14 protein-coding genes and 1 other annotated feature are annotated in these 15,984 nt (G+C 71.4%); of the genes, 7 read left to right on the top strand and 7 right to left on the bottom strand.

From position 1 onward, the window contains the following. Positions 1–96: 96 nt before the first annotated feature. Together ACWD4A_RS05485 and ACWD4A_RS05480 are read right to left on the bottom strand one after the other, a co-directional pair. Complete coding sequence (locus ACWD4A_RS05485) at positions 97–1,650, bottom strand: zinc ribbon domain-containing protein (protein WP_451189812.1); 1,554 nt, start codon at positions 1,648–1,650, stop codon at positions 97–99. A gap of 104 nt (positions 1,651–1,754) precedes the next feature. Further along, the gene (locus tag ACWD4A_RS05480; RefSeq protein ID WP_451189809.1) at positions 1,755–2,549 is read right to left on the bottom strand and encodes a GntR family transcriptional regulator; all 795 of its coding nucleotides are present in this window, start codon (positions 2,547–2,549) and stop codon (positions 1,755–1,757) included. Positions 2,550–2,767: 218 nt separating this feature from the next. On the opposite strand from ACWD4A_RS05480, the gene ACWD4A_RS05475 reads away from it, so the two are divergent. The 4 genes from ACWD4A_RS05475 to ACWD4A_RS05460 all read left to right on the top strand — a co-directional run bounded on the left by ACWD4A_RS05475 (position 2,768) and on the right by ACWD4A_RS05460 (position 8,591). Further along, positions 2,768–4,594 carry an acyl-CoA dehydrogenase gene (locus ACWD4A_RS05475; RefSeq protein WP_451189807.1) on the top strand — a complete coding sequence of 609 codons (1,827 nt, stop codon included), beginning with the start codon at positions 2,768–2,770 and terminating at the stop codon, positions 4,592–4,594. Between the two features lie 132 nt (positions 4,595–4,726). Continuing rightward, positions 4,727–6,013, top strand: a complete 1,287-nt coding sequence (locus ACWD4A_RS05470; protein ID WP_451189806.1) for a M18 family aminopeptidase — start codon at positions 4,727–4,729, stop codon at positions 6,011–6,013. 1 nt (position 6,014) lies between these two features. Then, a complete protein-coding gene (locus ACWD4A_RS05465; protein ID WP_451189804.1) occupies positions 6,015–7,808 on the top strand; it encodes a BTAD domain-containing putative transcriptional regulator in 1,794 nt (597 codons plus the stop codon). Between the two features lie 135 nt (positions 7,809–7,943). Next, positions 7,944–8,591 carry a DUF4232 domain-containing protein gene (locus tag ACWD4A_RS05460; protein WP_451189802.1) on the top strand — a complete coding sequence of 216 codons (648 nt, stop codon included), beginning with the start codon at positions 7,944–7,946 and terminating at the stop codon, positions 8,589–8,591. A 21-nt stretch (positions 8,592–8,612) separates the two neighbouring features. On the opposite strand, the gene ACWD4A_RS05455 is transcribed toward ACWD4A_RS05460, so the two are convergent. Beyond that, complete coding sequence (locus ACWD4A_RS05455; protein ID WP_451189801.1) at positions 8,613–10,454, bottom strand: NHL domain-containing thioredoxin family protein; 1,842 nt, start codon at positions 10,452–10,454, stop codon at positions 8,613–8,615. Positions 10,455–10,674: 220 nt separating this feature from the next. After that, complete coding sequence (locus ACWD4A_RS05450) at positions 10,675–10,806, bottom strand: hypothetical protein (protein WP_451189800.1); 132 nt, start codon at positions 10,804–10,806, stop codon at positions 10,675–10,677. A 259-nt stretch (positions 10,807–11,065) separates the two neighbouring features. On the opposite strand from ACWD4A_RS05450, the gene ACWD4A_RS05445 reads away from it, so the two are divergent. Together ACWD4A_RS05445 and ACWD4A_RS05440 are read left to right on the top strand one after the other, a co-directional pair. After that, positions 11,066–11,386 (top strand): transposase, encoded by a 321-nt coding sequence (locus tag ACWD4A_RS05445; RefSeq protein WP_451189799.1) that lies wholly within the window; start codon positions 11,066–11,068, stop codon positions 11,384–11,386. After that, positions 11,344–11,457: a sequence feature (AL1L pseudoknot), on the top strand. Its footprint overlaps the gene before it by 43 nt. A 165-nt stretch (positions 11,458–11,622) precedes the next feature. Beyond that, positions 11,623–12,006: a hypothetical protein gene (locus ACWD4A_RS05440; RefSeq protein ID WP_451189797.1), complete on the top strand. Its 384-nt coding sequence runs from the start codon at positions 11,623–11,625 to the stop codon at positions 12,004–12,006. On the opposite strand, the gene ACWD4A_RS05435 is transcribed toward ACWD4A_RS05440, so the two are convergent. Continuing rightward, positions 11,991–12,782 carry a carbon-nitrogen family hydrolase gene (locus ACWD4A_RS05435; RefSeq protein WP_451189795.1) on the bottom strand — a complete coding sequence of 264 codons (792 nt, stop codon included), beginning with the start codon at positions 12,780–12,782 and terminating at the stop codon, positions 11,991–11,993. The genes ACWD4A_RS05440 and ACWD4A_RS05435 overlap by 16 nt on opposite strands. Positions 12,783–12,923: 141 nt before the next feature. Here ACWD4A_RS05435 and ACWD4A_RS05430 point away from each other — a divergent pair, with 141 nt between their 5' ends. Further along, entirely contained in the window at positions 12,924–13,754 is an 831-nt protein-coding gene (locus tag ACWD4A_RS05430) for a maleylpyruvate isomerase family mycothiol-dependent enzyme (protein WP_451189794.1), read from the top strand. Between the two features lie 167 nt (positions 13,755–13,921). On the opposite strand, the gene ACWD4A_RS05425 is transcribed toward ACWD4A_RS05430, so the two are convergent. Then, entirely contained in the window at positions 13,922–15,229 is a 1,308-nt protein-coding gene (locus ACWD4A_RS05425) for an MFS transporter (protein ID WP_451189792.1), read from the bottom strand. Continuing rightward, positions 15,226–15,912, bottom strand: a complete 687-nt coding sequence (locus ACWD4A_RS05420; protein WP_451189791.1) for a GntR family transcriptional regulator — start codon at positions 15,910–15,912, stop codon at positions 15,226–15,228. Before ACWD4A_RS05420 ends, ACWD4A_RS05425 begins: the two co-directional genes overlap by 4 nt. Positions 15,913–15,984 lie beyond the last annotated feature (72 nt).

Below are 15,984 nucleotides of genomic sequence, written 5' to 3'. Positions count from 1 at the left end.
AAAGCGTACTCAGTGAACCTCCCCGGCCAGTAGCCCCGGAGTTTCTGTCCTGCACGTGTGGTCCGCGGCGGTACGGGCGGCCGCCCGACCGGCACCTCAGGAGGTGGCGACACCACCGTCACGACACGTGATGTTCCCCGCACGGGGGACGACAGCAACACGCGCACCAACATGCAGGTCAGCGCGGGTGGCCCGGTTCTGGGCGCTACTACGTGCTTCGCGGCTGCGCCCCACACCGGCACGGTCTTGCGCGCGCTGGTGGAAGCCATGCCGTTCCCGCTGATCTGCAGACCAGCCGGGTTGGGCCCGTAGATACTTCACCCGAATCCCGCTCTCGGGTGCGACCGGGACGTACGTCCCGTCATTGACGGCCAGGGTGTGGATGTTCACCCCGCCCACCGCGTCCCGGTGGAGCACCGAGGCGCAGGTCTCGTTGACGCACACGTACGAACGACCGCGAACCTTGCGTCGTGTCAGGCAGTACGGGCAGGTCTGCGAGGAGTACGCCTCGCAGATGTGCCGTATCGCGAGGCCCGTTTTGTAGGCGAGCAACCGTTCCTGGGTGCCTCGCTCCCACTGGGAGAGCTGTTGACGGGTCGAACGTGACGTGCGGCGCTTCTTTCCCGTGTTCCGTTCGACACCGCGTACGTCCCCGACGGCCAACCGCACCACCACCCGGGTCCCGGCCGGAGCTTCCTGTTCGTGCGCGGCCACTTGTTCGCGAATGAAGCGGTTGGCCTTCGCGGTCACCTGATGGTTGAAGTCGCGGAGGCGCCGGTCGGTCCTGGCTTTCACTTTTTTCCGGGCTGTGGCGAGCTTGCGGTGCCGACGCGAGCCGCTGCGGCAACGGGACGACTTGGACTGCAACCGCGCCATTCCCTTGTTACGGCGCTGTTTGACGGCACGGGCCGAGCGACCGTTGATCACCACCACTTCGTAGGCACCTTGCGGAGTCCGGGCGGCCAGCGTCATCGGATTGACGATCCCCTCGTCGACCGCGATGGTCACCACCTGGACCGCGGAAACCTCCGCATCGTCGCGGGCAGCCACTTCCGGCAACCCGTCATCGGGCACGCGGTGGGCGATGCGCAGGGACCAGCAGCGAGCCGCGATGTCCCAGCACAGCTTGATCTCGCCCCACCGGTCAGGTGTGACCAGAACACCTCTCCGGTCGGTGAGCTCCGGCACCGCCAGTACGATCCGCTCCCGCCCGCGCCCCAGCGACAGAGCCAGCCGCCCGTTGGAGGTGATCTTCCAACCGGAGCCCGTGGTGAACACCAACCGCCGGTAGCGCTTCTCCCGCCAGGGGAACTTCACCCCCGCCATCCCCTGCGCCTTGTTGGTTCGGGCGAGAGCGATCGCATCGGCGAGGTCATAGGCGACGGCCTGTGCGGTGTGTGCGTGCACCGGCCGCGCCTCGGGCGGCAGCGAGGTGACATAGCGGCGGATGTCCTCCCGCCCCGGCGACCGCCCGGCCCGCCATTCGCCGCGCACCCAGGCCACTGCCCGGTTCCACAACATCGCCGAGGCATGGCAGGCCTCATGTGCCCGAACATGATCGCCCCGGTTCAGCCGGACCGGCACCACCGCCGTCAACACGCGCGTCCGGACCTCATGCACACCCGTCACCCCCTCACTCACCGCAGCCATCGGCGCCAGAAGGTCATGCGCTCATGCATATGAGTGGACTCGTGGAGTCCACCACCCGGAGCAGCCACCGTCAACAAACCCTCCCCGAAAGGGAATTCGCAAGTTTATTCAGATGGCCAGTCGGCCATGGGGACCCGGTACTCGAGCACGAACCGATCCGCGGCCATCACGGACTCGCAGACCTCGACGATCCGGCCCTCCCGGGAAACCACTTCCCGCGTCAGCAGCATGACCGGCGCGCCCGGACTCAGCCCGAGCATGGCGCATTCGTCCTTCGCCGCCAGCCTGGCCCGCACCGTATCCACGAATCCCGTGAACTCACGCCCATGGCCTTCGGGGCAGACATGAGTCCCGTCGTCCGGCCCCGGATTCCCGGCGAGCAGCCCAGGGACCTTCCCGGTCACGTCCCAGGGGATGTACGACGTCGCCTCTTCGGTCGGCGTGCCATCGCTGAAGTACAAGTACCGCCGGGCGAGCACCTGACTGCCGGGCGGTACGCCGAGCCGGTCCGCGATGTCCGGAGGCGCCGCGACAGGCCCGGCGTAAAGGACACTCACTTTCACGGCTCCCCCGGCCGGCTCCGCCTCCACGGGGCAGACAGCCCTGCCCTCGGTTCCGTGCGAGCAGCGAAAGCGGTCCGACGACTTCCGGCGCACCGGAGGCCGCACCCTGACATAGGACCCCTTGCCGTGGAGGGTCTCGACCAGCCCACTGGCACGGATCTCCGCCATGGCTCTGCGCACCGTACCCACCGAGACGCCGTAGCGGGCCATCAGTTCACTCTCACTGGGCACGCGCTGCCCGGGCAGAAGCCCGCCCGCCCGGATCTGGGCGAGAACGTCATCGGCGACCCGCAGGTATTTGGACACCGCCCTTTGTCGCACAGGCTCGCTCCGCATGCTTCTTCACGCCCTCCCATGCTCCCCCGTGCATGGGTAACAGCACGGCCGGCGGCCGGTCAACGACGCCGCACCCGGTGCTCGCGCGGACGCCCGCTTGAGACTGGTCACAGTTGGGCGATCAGGGGTTGCATCTTATTACTCGTGGGTAGCATCATGCAGATTACTGCCCGGTACGAAGTTTGAGTGTTCACTCCCACCCTTACGGAGCCGTTGTCATGGGCCACTACAAGTCGAATCTCCGCGACATCGAGTTCAACCTCTTCGAGGTCCTCGGACGCGACAAGCTGTACGGCACCGGCCCGTTCGCGGAGATGGACATCGACACCGCGAAGGACATCCTCTCGGAGATCACGCGGCTCTCCGAGAACGAGCTGGCCGAGTCCTTCGCCGACACCGACCGCAACCCGCCGGTGTTCGACCCCGAGACCAACACCGCGCCGGTCCCGGACACCTTCAAGAAGAGCTACCAGGCGTACATGGACGCCGAGTGGTGGCGCCTGGGCATCCCGGAGGAGATCGGCGGCACCACCGCGCCGCGCTCGCTGATCTGGGCCTACGCCGAGTCCATCCTGGGCTCCAACCCGGCGATCTGGATGTACTCCTCGGGCCCCGCGTTCGCGGGCATCCTCTTCGAGGAGGGCACCGAGCAGCAGAAGCACATCGCGAAGATCGCGGTGGAGAAGCAGTGGGGCTCCACCATGGTGCTCACCGAGCCCGACGCGGGCTCGGACGTGGGCGCGGGCCGCACGAAGGCCGTGCAGCAGGAGGACGGCTCCTGGCACATCGAGGGCGTGAAGCGCTTCATCACGTCCGGCGAGCACGACATGGCGGAGAACATCCTCCACTACGTCCTCGCCCGCCCCGAGGGTGCCGGTCCGGGCACCAAGGGCCTGTCGCTCTTCCTCGTCCCGAAGTACGAGTTCGACTTCGAGACCGGTGAGCTGGGCGAGCGCAACGGCGTCTACGCCACCAACGTCGAGCACAAGATGGGCCTCAAGGCGTCCAACACCTGCGAGATGACCTTCGGCGACAAGCACCCCGCCAAGGGCTGGCTCATCGGCGAGAAGCACGACGGCATCCGCCAGATGTTCATGATCATCGAGTTCGCCCGGATGATGGTCGGCACGAAGGCCATCGCCACCCTCTCCACCGGCTACCTCAACGCGCTGGAGTACGCCAAGGAGCGCGTGCAGGGCCCGGACCTGGCCAACTTCATGGACAAGACCGCGCCCAAGGTGACGATCACCCACCACCCGGACGTGCGCCGCGCCCTGATGACGCAGAAGGCGTACGCGGAGGGCATGCGCGCCCTCGTCCTGCACACCGCCGCGGTGCAGGACGACATCATGGTCAAGGAGGCCGCGGGCGAGGACACCAAGGCCCTGCACGGCCTCAACGACCTGCTGCTGCCCATCGTCAAGGGCTACGGCTCGGAGAAGTCCTACGAGCAGCTCGCCCAGTCGCTCCAGACCTTCGGCGGCTCCGGGTACCTCCAGGAGTACCCGATCGAGCAGTACATCCGCGACGCGAAGATCGACACCCTCTACGAGGGCACGACCGCCATCCAGGGCCAGGACTTCTTCTTCCGGAAGATCGTCCGCGACCAGGGCCAGGCCCTGAACACCCTCGCCGAGGAGATCAAGAAGTTCCTCGCCACCGAGGCGGGCGGCGAGGACCTGGCCGCCGCGCGCGGCGAGCTCGCCAAGGCCGCGGTGGACCTGGAGGCGATCGTCGGCACGATGATCACCGACCTCACCGCCACCGGCGAGGACGTCAAGAACATCTACAAGGTCGGCCTCAACACCACCCGCCTGCTGATGGCCTCCGGTGACGTCGTCGTCGGCTACCTGCTGCTCCGGGGCGCGGCCGTGGCCGCCGAGAAGCTCTCCGGCGCCTCCGCCAAGGACAAGTCCTTCTACGCGGGCAAGATCGCCGCGGCGAAGTTCTTCGCCCACAACGTCCTGCCGGGCGTCTCCCTGGAGCGCGGCCTGGCGGAGACGGTCGACAACTCCCTGATGGAGCTGGACGAGTCCGCCTTCTGAGCCCGCTGATCCGGGGTTCGCCGGACGGTCCCGACCGGACCGTCCGGTTCCGGCGGCACCGCCGTCACACATCGGCCACGGGCCCGCTCTCCCTCCCGGGGACGGCGGGCCCGTTGTCCTTATCCTGAGCGCATGAGCCCTGCGCACCGCTTCGACCGCGGCCACACCGACGACCTCATCTCCTTCCTCGCCGCCAGCCCCTCCCCGTACCACGCGGTGGCCAACACGGCCGCGCGTCTGGAGAAGGCGGGCTTCCGCCAACTCGTGGAGACCGACGCCTGGGACGCCTCGGCCGGTGGCAAGTTCGTGCTGCGCGGCGGCGCGATCATCGCCTGGTACGTCCCCGAGGGGGCGAGCGCCGCCACGCCCTTCCGCATCGTCGGCGCGCACACCGACTCCCCCAACCTCCGCGTCAAGCCGCTGCCCGACACCGGTGCGCACGGCTGGCGGCAGGTCGCCGTCGAGCTCTACGGCGGCACCCTGCTCAACACCTGGCTCGACCGCGACCTCGGGCTCTCCGGCCGGGTGACCCTGCGCGACGGCAGCAACCATCTCGTCAACGTGGACCGGCCGCTGCTGCGCGTGCCCCAGCTCGCCATCCACCTGGACCGCGGCGTCAACGAGGGCCTCAAGCTCGACAAGCAGCGCCATATGACGCCCATTTGGGGAATCGGCGAGCCGCGCGAGGGCGACCTCATCCGCTTCGTCGCGGAGGAGACCGACCTGGCCGCCGAGGACATCACCGGCTGGGACCTGATGGTCCACAGCGTCGAGGCACCCGCCTACCTGGGCCGCGACCGGGAGCTGCTCGCCGCGCCGCGCCTGGACAACCTGCTGTCCGTGCACGCCGGTACGGCCGCCCTCGCCGCGGTGGCGGGCGACGGACTGCCGTACATCCCGGTGCTGGCCGCCTTCGACCACGAGGAGAACGGCAGCCAGTCCGACACCGGCGCCGACGGCCCGCTCCTCGGCACCGTGCTGGAACGATCCGTCTTCGCCCGTGGCGGCACCTACGAGGACAAGGCGCGCGCCTTCGCGGGCACCGTCTGCCTCTCCTCCGACACCGGCCACGCCGTGCACCCCAACTACGCGGAGCACCACGACCCGGGCCACCACCCGATGCCCAACGGTGGCCCGATCCTGAAGGTCAACGTCAACCAGCGGTACGCGACCGACGGCACCGGCCGGGCCGTGTTCGCCGCCGCGTGCGAGCGGGCGGGCGTGCCCTGGCAGCACTTCGTCTCCAACAACTCGATGCCCTGCGGCACCACCATCGGCCCCATCACCGCCGCCCGGCACGGCATCGCCACCGTCGACATCGGCGTCGCCTGCCTGTCCATGCACTCCGCGCGCGAGCTGTGCGGCGCGGACGACCCGCATCTGCTGGCCGCCGCGCTGACGGCCTTCCTGGAGGGCTGATTTGGAGTTCTCCCTGCTGGGCCCGGTCACTGCCGCCACCGCCGCCTCCGGTGAGCTCCTGCTGGGCCCCGCCAAACGGCGCAGCGTGCTCGCCATGCTGCTGTTGCAGCCCAACACGACGGTCTCCGTGGCGCAGCTGATCGACTCGGTCTGGGAGGACGAGCCGCCCGCCCACGCCCGTACGGTCGTCCAGGGCCATGTGTCCCGGCTGCGCGCGACGCTCGCGGAGGCGGGCGCGGACGCGTACGGGGTGGCGCTGGCGACGCACGGTTCCGCGTACGTGCTGCGGCTGCCGGAGGCGACCGTCGACACCTACCGCTTCGGTGAACTGGTGTCCCGCGCACGGCCGGAGGAGGCGCCGGCGGAGGCCGCCGGGCTGCTGCGCGCGGCGCTCGGGCTGTGGCGCGGCCCGGCGCTGACGGGCACGGTGCCGACGCCGCCCTTCGCGGCGGCCGCGCATGCCCTGGAGGAGCGGCGGCTGCACGCCGTCGAGTCCCTCGCGCGGGCCTACGGCGCGCTGGGGGACCACGACCGCGCGGCCGCCGCGCTGCTGCCGGAGGCCGTCGCGCACCCGCTGCGGGAGTCCCTCGTCGCCGCGCTGATGCTGGCCCTGCACCGGGCGGGCCGCAGGTCCGAGGCGATCGAGTGGTTCCACCGGACGCGGCGGCGGCTCGCGGACGACCTGGGCGTGGACCCGGGCGAGGGGCTGCGGACGGCGTACGGGCGGCTGCTCGCGCCCGCGGCGGACGGCTTCCCGGCGGGCGCGCCGCCGGAGCCCCGTACCGATCCGTGGTCGACGCCGCAGTTGCTGCCGCGGCGGCCCGCCGGGTTCCTCGGCAGGGACCGGGAACTCGCCGAGCTGACCCGGCTGCTGGGCGGTGCGCGGCGGGACTTCGCCTCCGGTGAGGTCGCCCTCGTCACCGGGCCCGCCGGGGTGGGGAAGACGGCGTTCGCCGCGCACTGGGCGCACGCCCACGGGGACGCGTTCCCCGGCGGGCGGCTCTTCGCCGACCTGCGGGGGTTCAGCGGCGGCGAGGAGGCGCAGTCCTGCGAGGTGCTGCGGGAGTTCCTGCTGGCGCTGGGCACGCCGGGCGACCGTATCCCCGCCTCGCCGCAGGCCGCGTCCGCACTCTACCGGTCGATCGTGGCGGGCCGGAGGCTGCTGGTCGTCCTCGACAACGCGCGCAGTTCCGCGCAGGTGCGGCCGCTGCTGCCCGCCGGTGCGGAGTGCGCGACGATCGTCACCAGCCGCAGCCGGCTCGACGGTCTGGTGGCCACGGACTCCGCCCGGCCGCTGCGGCTGCGGGCGCTCGGTGCGCAGGAGGGCGTGGCGCTCCTGGGCACGGTCCTCGGGCCCGACCGGGTCGCGGAGGACCCCGAGGCGGCCGCCGAACTGGCCGCCCTCTGCGAGGGCCTCCCGCTCGCCCTGCGCGCCGCGGCCGCGCAGCTCACCGCCCGGCCGCGCTGGCGCCTGGCCCGGCTCGCCGCGGCCCTGCGCGACGAGCGGCAGCGGCTGGCCCTGCTCTCCGCCGAGGACACGGGCGTGGCGGCGGCCCTGCGGGCCTCCGTGGCCCGGCTGTCGGAGGACGACGCGCGGCTGCTGAGCACGCTGGGGTCGGGCTTCACGCGCGTCGTGGACGCCTCCGCGCTCGCCGCGCTGGCGGGTGCGGACCCGGACGTGACACGGTACGGTCTGGACCGGCTGGCCGAAATGCACCTGGTCGACGAGGAGTCGACGGGCCGTTATGTCATGACCGACCTGGTCAAGCTCTTCGCGCAGCGGCGCCCCGAGTAGGCGCTCCGCCGGGGCCGTTCCGCCGCGGTGTCCCAGGGGTGCGCAAAACGTTAGCGGCGCGTTAGCCGTACGGCAGCCCGCTGCGGAATGATCCATGCCGTACCAACCGGCCGACATCCCATCGGGGGATCCTCCATGTCTCGTACCCGCCCCGCGCGCATCGCCGCGGCCGTGCTGACCGCAACGGCCGCCCTCGTCCTCACCGCCTGCGGTGGCGGCGACGGGTCGGGGGCCAAGACCAGCGGGAAGGCCGACACGTCGGCGGACAGCGGGCAGGCGCAGGACGGCACCGAGGCGTCCGCGGCGGACGACCGGCAGGCGGACGGCCAGAAGAACGGCGGCCGGAAGAACACCAAGTCCGCGTGCACGGCCGCCGAGGTGAAGGTCGAGGCGAAGGCGGTGCGGACGCCGGTGAACCACCTGCTGCTGGTGGCGACCAACACCTCCAAGGCCGCCTGCCACGCCTACGGCTTCCCGTTCCTGCGCTTCGACGCCGACCAGGCCACGGCGGGCGTGGTGGAGGAGAGCAAGGGCGGGTCCGTCACCACGATCGCCCCCGGCAAGTCCGCGTACGCCGCCGTCGTCACCTCCGCCGCGGACGGCTCGGCGGGCCCCGGGCGGGAGGCAAAGAAGCTCTCCGTCTCCTTCCAGGGCCCGGACAGCGGCGGCGGCAGCATCGGCGACCCGGCATCCGTGGCCCTGCCCGGCGGCACGGTGCACGTCGACGACTCGGCGCGGGTCACGTACTGGCTGACCGATTCGAGCGCCGCGCTCAAGTGGTGACGGCGGGCTGAGGGCGGCGGCTCAGCCGTCCAGCCCGGCGAGCACCAGCGGCAGCCGCGCGGCCCCGCCCTCGGCCACGCGCAGCGGGACGCCCCAGTCCTGCTGGTGGACGTGACAGGCCGGGTACTCGTTGGCCGGGTCGTCGTCGCACGAGGCGGCCATCGCCGAGACGTGCAGGACGCCCTCGGTCACGCCGTCCGCGAGGACCAGGTCGCGCCCGAGGTCCGTGCCCGTGCCCGCGCCCTCCGCCAGGAGCTCCGGCGGGGTGGAGCTGACGAGCAGGCGCGTCGACGGGCCGTAGCGCGTGTCGAGCTTCTGGCCGGCCGGGGCCTGGAAGACGATGTCGAGCCGCAGCCGCCCGGGGGCGACGTCGGTCGCGGCGCGCTGCGTGCGGTGGGCGACGGACTCGACCCGTACGGCCTCCTCGGGCAGCCGCAGCCGCGTAAGGCGGTGCCGCGCGGACTCCACGACCACGATGTCGTCGCCCGCGAGCACGGCACCGGACGGCTCCCGCAGGTCGGTCGCGAGCGTGGTGACCTGGCCGGTCGCCGGGTCGTAGCGGCGCAGCGCGTGGTTGTAGGTGTCGCAGACGGCCACGGAGCCGTCGGGCAGGGCGGTGACGCCCAGGGGGTGCTGGAGGAGCGCCTGCGCGGCGTCGCCGTCCCGGTGCCCGAAGTCGAAGAGGCCGGTGCCGACGGCGGTGCGGACGGCGAATTCTTCACCGTCGCCTTCCCCGTCGTCCTCACCGGCGCGCTCGACCCAGCGCACGGCCGATGTCTCGGAGTCGGCCACCCACAGCCGGTCCCCGGCCGCCGCGAGCCCGGACGGCTGCGCGAACCAGGCCTCCCGCGCCGGGCCGTCGACCAGGCCCTCGTTGGTCGTGCCGGCCGCGACCTCGACCGTGCCGGTCTCCGGGTCGTACGTCCACAGCTGGTGCACGCCCGCCATGGCGATCCAGAGGCGGTCGGCGAACCAGGCCACGTCCCAGGGGGAGGAGAGGTCGACGTCGAGGGCGGGCCCGGAGGTGGGCCGCCCCTGCATCCACTGCCTGCCCGTTCCGGCGACGGTGGCGATCTCGCCGGTCTCCGGGTCGTACGTGCGCAGCGCGTGGTTCACGGTGTCGGCGACGGCGACCTTGCCGTCGGGCAGCAGGGCGAGGCCCTGCGGCTCGTTGAAGCTCCGGGGGCCGAAGCCGCGTTCCCCGGTGCCGACGCGGCGCACGACGGTCTCGCCGTCGGCCGCGAGCTCCACGAGCTGGTGGCGGGTGGAGTCGGAGACGAGGAAGGTGCCGCCGGGCAGCGGCAGGGCCTTGCCGGGGAAGCGCAGGTCCGTGGCGACCGGCTCGGGCGCCACGTACGGCCCGTCGCCCCTCCGGAGCGTGCCCTTCGCGGCGTGCTCCGCCTCCAGTTCCCCGACCAGTGTCTCCAGGGCGTGCGCGTGTCCCTCGCCCGCGTGCTGGGCGACGACGTAGCCCTCGGGGTCGATGACGACGAGCGTGGGCCACGCCCGGACCGCGTACTGCTTCCAGGTGGCGAGCTCCGGGTCGTCCAGCACCGGGTGGTGTACCCCGTACCGCTCGACGGCGTCCACCACCGCCTGGTGCTCCGCCTCGTGCACGAACTTCGGCGAGTGCACCCCGATGATCACCAGGGTGTCCCGGTGCTTCTCCTCCAGCTCCCGCAGCTCATCCAGGACGTGCAGGCAGTTCACGCAGCAGAAGGTCCAGAAGTCGAGGACGACGATGCGTCCTCGCAGGTCGGCGAGGCCGAGTTCACTGCCGCCGGTGTTGAGCCAGCCGCCCTTGCCGATCAGCTCGGGGGCGCGGACACGGGCACGGCGGGGAGCGGGCGAGGCAGCGTTCATGGTTCAAGGGTGCCATCCCGGTATGAACGCGCGGTCACAGGAGCTTGGCCTGGCGGACGGTAAGGGGACATCACACGGACAGCCGGGTCCGTTGCCCTGTTTTCCGCTCCGCGGGGCTGCCGGAGCACCTAGAGTTGCCCATGTCCGGAGCCCTGCTCGGGACATGGGCCGGGGAGCCGCGCGACAGCACGGCCCCCCGGAATTCGCGAGGAGACCCCCGTCAGGACCCGTCGTGGTGCCCGACCAGCTCGAGGACCAGTCGAGCGATGTTGGTCAGGAACGACACCACGGCGAGAACGGTCCCGGCCGGGGTCTTTCGCCATGCGCATGGTTGCCGTCGATCAGCTGCCATGCCTGTCACCTCCGTGCGTGTGAACGAGTGGGTACGGCACGGGTGGACAGCACATGTTTCGCGGACCTTGGCAACTCCGCGCTGGAACCCTATGCAGGCGGCTTCGTGGCACATGCCTCATCCATAATTTCGCCAGGGTTTCGCCAGGGTTCGCAAGGTACCCGCCGCCCAACTGAACAGGGCAGGCTGGTTTTTCGTAGGGATTGCAGATTGGAATGAGGCTTTCTGGAGACTCCCAAGCCTGGAATGGAGGTTGTCCATGCCCGCGCGCAGGAAATACCCGCCCGAGCTGAAGCGGGAGGCGATGCGCATGGTCCACGACGTGCGCCGCCGCAACGGCACGCCCTACGGCTCGATCTCGAAGGTCGCCCAGGAGCTCGGCATCGGCCGTGAGACGCTCCGCGCGTGGATACGCCAGGGGGAGATCGACTCCGGGATGCGGCCGGGCAGGTCCACCGCGCACGCCCAGCGCATCACCGCGCTGGAGAAGGAGCTCGCCGAGGTGAAGCGGGCCAACAAGATCCTGCTGGAGGCAGGGGGTTTTATCGCCCGGGAGCCCGACCCGCGCTCGGCACGCTGATCGCGTTCGTCGACCACCGCCGGCAGGAGTTCGGGGTCGAGCCGATCTGCCGCACGCTGGGGATCGCCCCGTCCACCTACTACGCGCACAGCGCCCGGCGCACGTCGCGGAAGAACCGTCCGCCGTCGCACGCCGGACGGCCGTCCGGAGCCGTCAGGACGCTGGCCGTCGACTACACGCTCCTCGGCACACCGAGGAGCGGCAGCCCCTCCGGGACCCTCTACACGGTCTTCGTGATGGACCTCGGCTCGTGTGCCGTCCTCGCCTGGAGCATCGAGGAGGACATCCGCCGCTCGTTCGTCCTCGACGCGCTGGAGCTGGCCCTGGTCAACCCCTTCGTCCACCGGCTCGGCGCGGGCATCCCGCTGCGGGCGGACATCCGCTGCACGCGCCGGCTCCAGCGGACCGACGCGGTCCGCGCCGTCGCGACCGTCGGCGACCTCACGCTGGAGCACATCATGTACGCGCACAGCAGTGCCTACCGCGAGTTCCTGCGCCGGCAGCAGGAGGTGCTGCACTCACGTGAGGCCGTGGCCGGGAAGACCTGGGCATGGGTGTCGGGCCACAACGACGAAGTGGCCAAGAGACTGCTGGATCCCGAGCGTCAGCAGGGCGATTGACGCCCGAGCACGCGGTCCTTGAGCGCCGGGAAGTCCTCGCGCGTCTTCGCCACCCGCGCCGTGTCCAGGTCCACCGTGAGGACCTGCTCCCCGGCGCCCGCCTCGGCCAGGACCTCGCCCCAGGGGTCGACGACGATGCTGTGCCCGGCCTGGGGGACGTTCGCGTGCGTACCCGCCGTGCCGCAGGCGAGAACGTAGGACTGGTTCTCGACCGCGCGGGCGCGCGCCAGCAGCGTCCAGTGGCCGCGGCGGCGCTCCGGCCAGCCGGCCGGGATGACGAGGGTCTGGGCACCGGCGTCGACGAGGGCCCGGAAGAGCTCGGGGAAGCGCAGGTCGTAGCAGGTGGCCAGGCCCAGCGTGGTGTCCGGGAGGGGGACGGTGACGACCTCGGTGCCCGCGCCCATCAGGACGGCCTCGCCCTGGTCGAAGCCGAAGCGGTGGATCTTCCGGTAGGTACGGACCAGTTCCCCTTCGGGGGAGAAGACGAGGGAGGTGTTGAAGACCCGCCCGGAGGGGTCGCGTTCGGCGATCGAACCGGCGTGCAGCCAGACACGCGCGTCCCGTGCGGCTTCGGCCATCGCCCCGGCGGTGGGGCCGTCGAGCGGCTCGGCTTCGGTGGTGAACGACTCGTAGGCGAAGGCCCCCACATGCCACAGTTCGGGCAGCACCACGAGGTCACTGCCGCGCTGTTCGCGTACGAGCCGGGCCGCGCGGGCACGCCGCGCGCCGGCCGACTCGCCGTCGGCGACGTCTATTTGGATCAAGGAGACGCGCACAGTACCACCACTCTCAGGGTCCGAAACCACTGTCAGCCTGACCGTGCGCAGCGTAACTTAACTGCTGAACACCCAGAGAGCATTCGCCCCGCAGCCGACGCACGAGCAGCCAATCCGCGCACGCACCGCCCGAGGGATTCCGTGACCGTCCACCCCAGTCTTCAGCCCGTCATCGACGCCTGGACCCACTCCATCGAAGCGATCCACGAGCTGGTGAAACCGCTTGCCGAGAGCGACTGGAACACACCCACCGAGTGCCCCGGGTGGTCCGTTCGCGATGTGGTTTCCCATGTCATCGGTGTCGAGACCGAATTCCTGGGCGAACCACGGCCGATCCATACGCTGCCGCGCGATCTCTACCACGTCACCGACGAGTTCTCGCGCTACATCGAGGTGCAGGTGGACGTGCGGCGCTGCCACACCGCCCTGGAGATGACCTCGGAACTCGACCTCATCATCCTCCGGCGCTGCCGCCAGCTCCGGAACGAGAACCGCAGCCCGCAGGCGCCGGTCCGCTGGCCGCTGGGTTCGGGCAACGACCAGCCGCTCGAACGAGCCCTCACCGTGCGGGCCTTCGACGTATGGACGCACGAGCAGGACCTGCGCCGGGCCCTCGGCATGCCCGGCAACCTGGACTCCCCCGCCGCGGCCATCACCCGCGACTTCCTGCTGAACGCGCTGCCGAAGGTCGTGGCCAAGGACGCGACCGCCCCGCCGGGCGCGGCGGTCGTCTTCGACGTGCACGGCCCGCTGGAGTTCCTGCGGACCGTGCGGGTCGACGCCCAGGGCCGCGGGAAGATCGACAGCAGTGTGTCGCTCGGTCCGACGGTGACGCTGGCCATGGACTGGGAGACGTACGCGCGCCTGGCCTGCGGGCGGGTGCGGCCGGACGCGGTCGCGGACCGCATCAAGGTGGAGGGCGAACCACGGCTGGCCCGGACGATCCTCCGGGAATTCGCGATCACGCCGTAGCCGGCGCCGCGCCGCCGGGGCCGGAACCGGGACGGTGCGCGCCGAAACCGCCGACGGGGCCGCGCGCTGTACGGGCCGCGCTCCGTACTGACCGCAGGCAGGTCGCGGGCCCGCACCGTACCGGCCTCGCACCGGCCTCTGCACCGGCCGGGCCACAGGCCGCGCGGTCACGCCGGTACGTGCACCGTTTCCACCCGGGAGGCCACGACGCGCTCCTCCTCGCGGCGTTGGGCGCGCGTGCGCAGTCGCAGGATCTGGGAGAGTCCCAGTGCCTCCAGGACGAACACCGAGCAGAACGCGAGGCGGTAGTCCTGGCCGGTCGCGTCCAGCAGGAGGCCGACGGCCAGCAGGGTGGTGATCGAGGCGACGAAGCCGCCCATGTTGACGATGCCGGAGGCGGTGCCCTGGCGCTCGGGCGGGTTCGCGGGGCGCGCGAAGTCGAAGCCGATCATCGACGCGGGCCCGCAGGCACCGAGGACGACGCACTCCACGACCAGCAGCCACATGGGCGCGTGCGCGCCGGGCCAGGCGACGACCGTCGCCCACAGCAGGGCCGTCGCCGCGACCGTGCCGAGGGCGAGCGGCAGCCGGGCGGCGTGGTGGCGGCCGATGATCTGGCCGTAGACCAGCCCGACGGCCATGTTGGACAGCACGACCAGGGTGAGCAGCAGGCCCGCGGTGCCCCGGGTGAGGCCCTGTGCCTCGACCAGGAAGGGCATGCCCCAGAGCAGCAGGAACACCATCGCCGGGAACTGCGTGGTGAAGTGCACCCACATGCCGAGCCGGGTGCCGGGCTCGCGCCAGGCGAGGGCGATCTGCTGCCGTACGAAACCCTTGCCCGAGTGCGCGGCGGCGGGCGGCGGTTCGTGGCCCGCCGGGTGGTCCTCGAGGAAGAGCAGCAGCAGGACGAGGACGAGGACCCCGGCCGCCGCGCTGCCCGCGAACGTCGGCGTCCAGCCCGCGCTGTGCAGCAGCCGGGCGAGCACGACGGTGGAGACGAGGTTGCCCGCCATCCCGAACAGCGCCGCCACCTGGGCGATCATCGGGCCGCGGCGGGCGGGGAACCAGCGGGCGCCGAGCCGCAGCACGCTGATGAACGTCATCGCGTCGCCGCAGCCGAGCAGGGCGCGGCTGGCGAGGGCCGTGCCGTAGGAGTGGGAGAGCGCGAAGGCCAGCTGCCCGGCGGTGAACAGGACGACGCCGAGGCCCAGCACCTTCTTCGTGCCCAGCCGGTCGACCATGAGGCCGACGGGTATCTGCATGCCCGCGTAGACGAGCAGTTGGAGTATGGAGAAGGTGGACAGCGCGGAGGCGTTGATGTGGAAGCGCTCCGCCGCGTCGATCCCGGCCACGCCGAGGCTCGTGCGGAAGATGATCGCGACGAAGTAGACCCCGACGCCGAGGCCCCAGACGGCGACGGCACGCCGTCCGCCGGGCGGGTCGCCGGGCAGCCCTATCGGTGCCGCCCGGCTCATCGGACCTCTCCCTGCGCGAGGTTGCGCACCCAGCTGACGTGCTGGTCGACGATGTCGACGGCGGCCTGGGCGTCCCCGGCGCGCAGGGCCTCCAGGATCTCGCCGTGCTCCGCGTGGTTCTTCGCGATGCGGTCGGGATGGGCGTGCATCACGGCCACACCCATGCGCAACTGCCGGTCGCGGAGCTGGTCGTAGAGGCGCGAGAGGATCTGGTTGCCCACGCTGCTGACGATCTCCGCGTGGAAGGCGCGGTCGCTGACGGAGACGGCGGCCAGGTCACCGGCGGCCGCCTGGCGGGCCATGTCGTCGAGGAGCTCCTCCAGGCGCGTGATGAGCCGCTCGGAGGCGGGGACGGCCTTGGCGGCGGCGTACTTCTCGACGAGCAGCCGGGTCTCGACCACGTCCGCGATCTCCTGCGCGGACACCGGGAGGACCAGCGCGCCCTTCTTCGGATAGAGCTTGAGCAGCCCTTCCGCCTCCAGCCGCAGCAGTGCCTCGCGCACCGGCGTCCGGGACACCCCGACCGCCTCGGCCAGGTCCCCTTCGGTGAGCAACGTCCCGCCTTCGTAGTGGCGGTGGAGTACGGCTTCCTTGACGTGGACGTAGACGCGATCGGCGGCGGGGGGCTGCTTGGCGGGGAGCTTCGTCGGGAGGGGGAGGTCGGCAGGGGGAGCGGTCGGCATGCGCACAGCTTAGATACAACACGTATGCGTGAGGAGGGGGTGTCCGCATCCCGGACCGCGTCTGCCGTCCAG

The sequence above is a fragment of the Streptomyces sp. NPDC002537 genome, assembly GCF_053594975.1.
The sequence above is the reverse complement of the archived record's forward strand: the minus strand, read 5'-3'. Positions and strand labels throughout refer to the sequence as shown.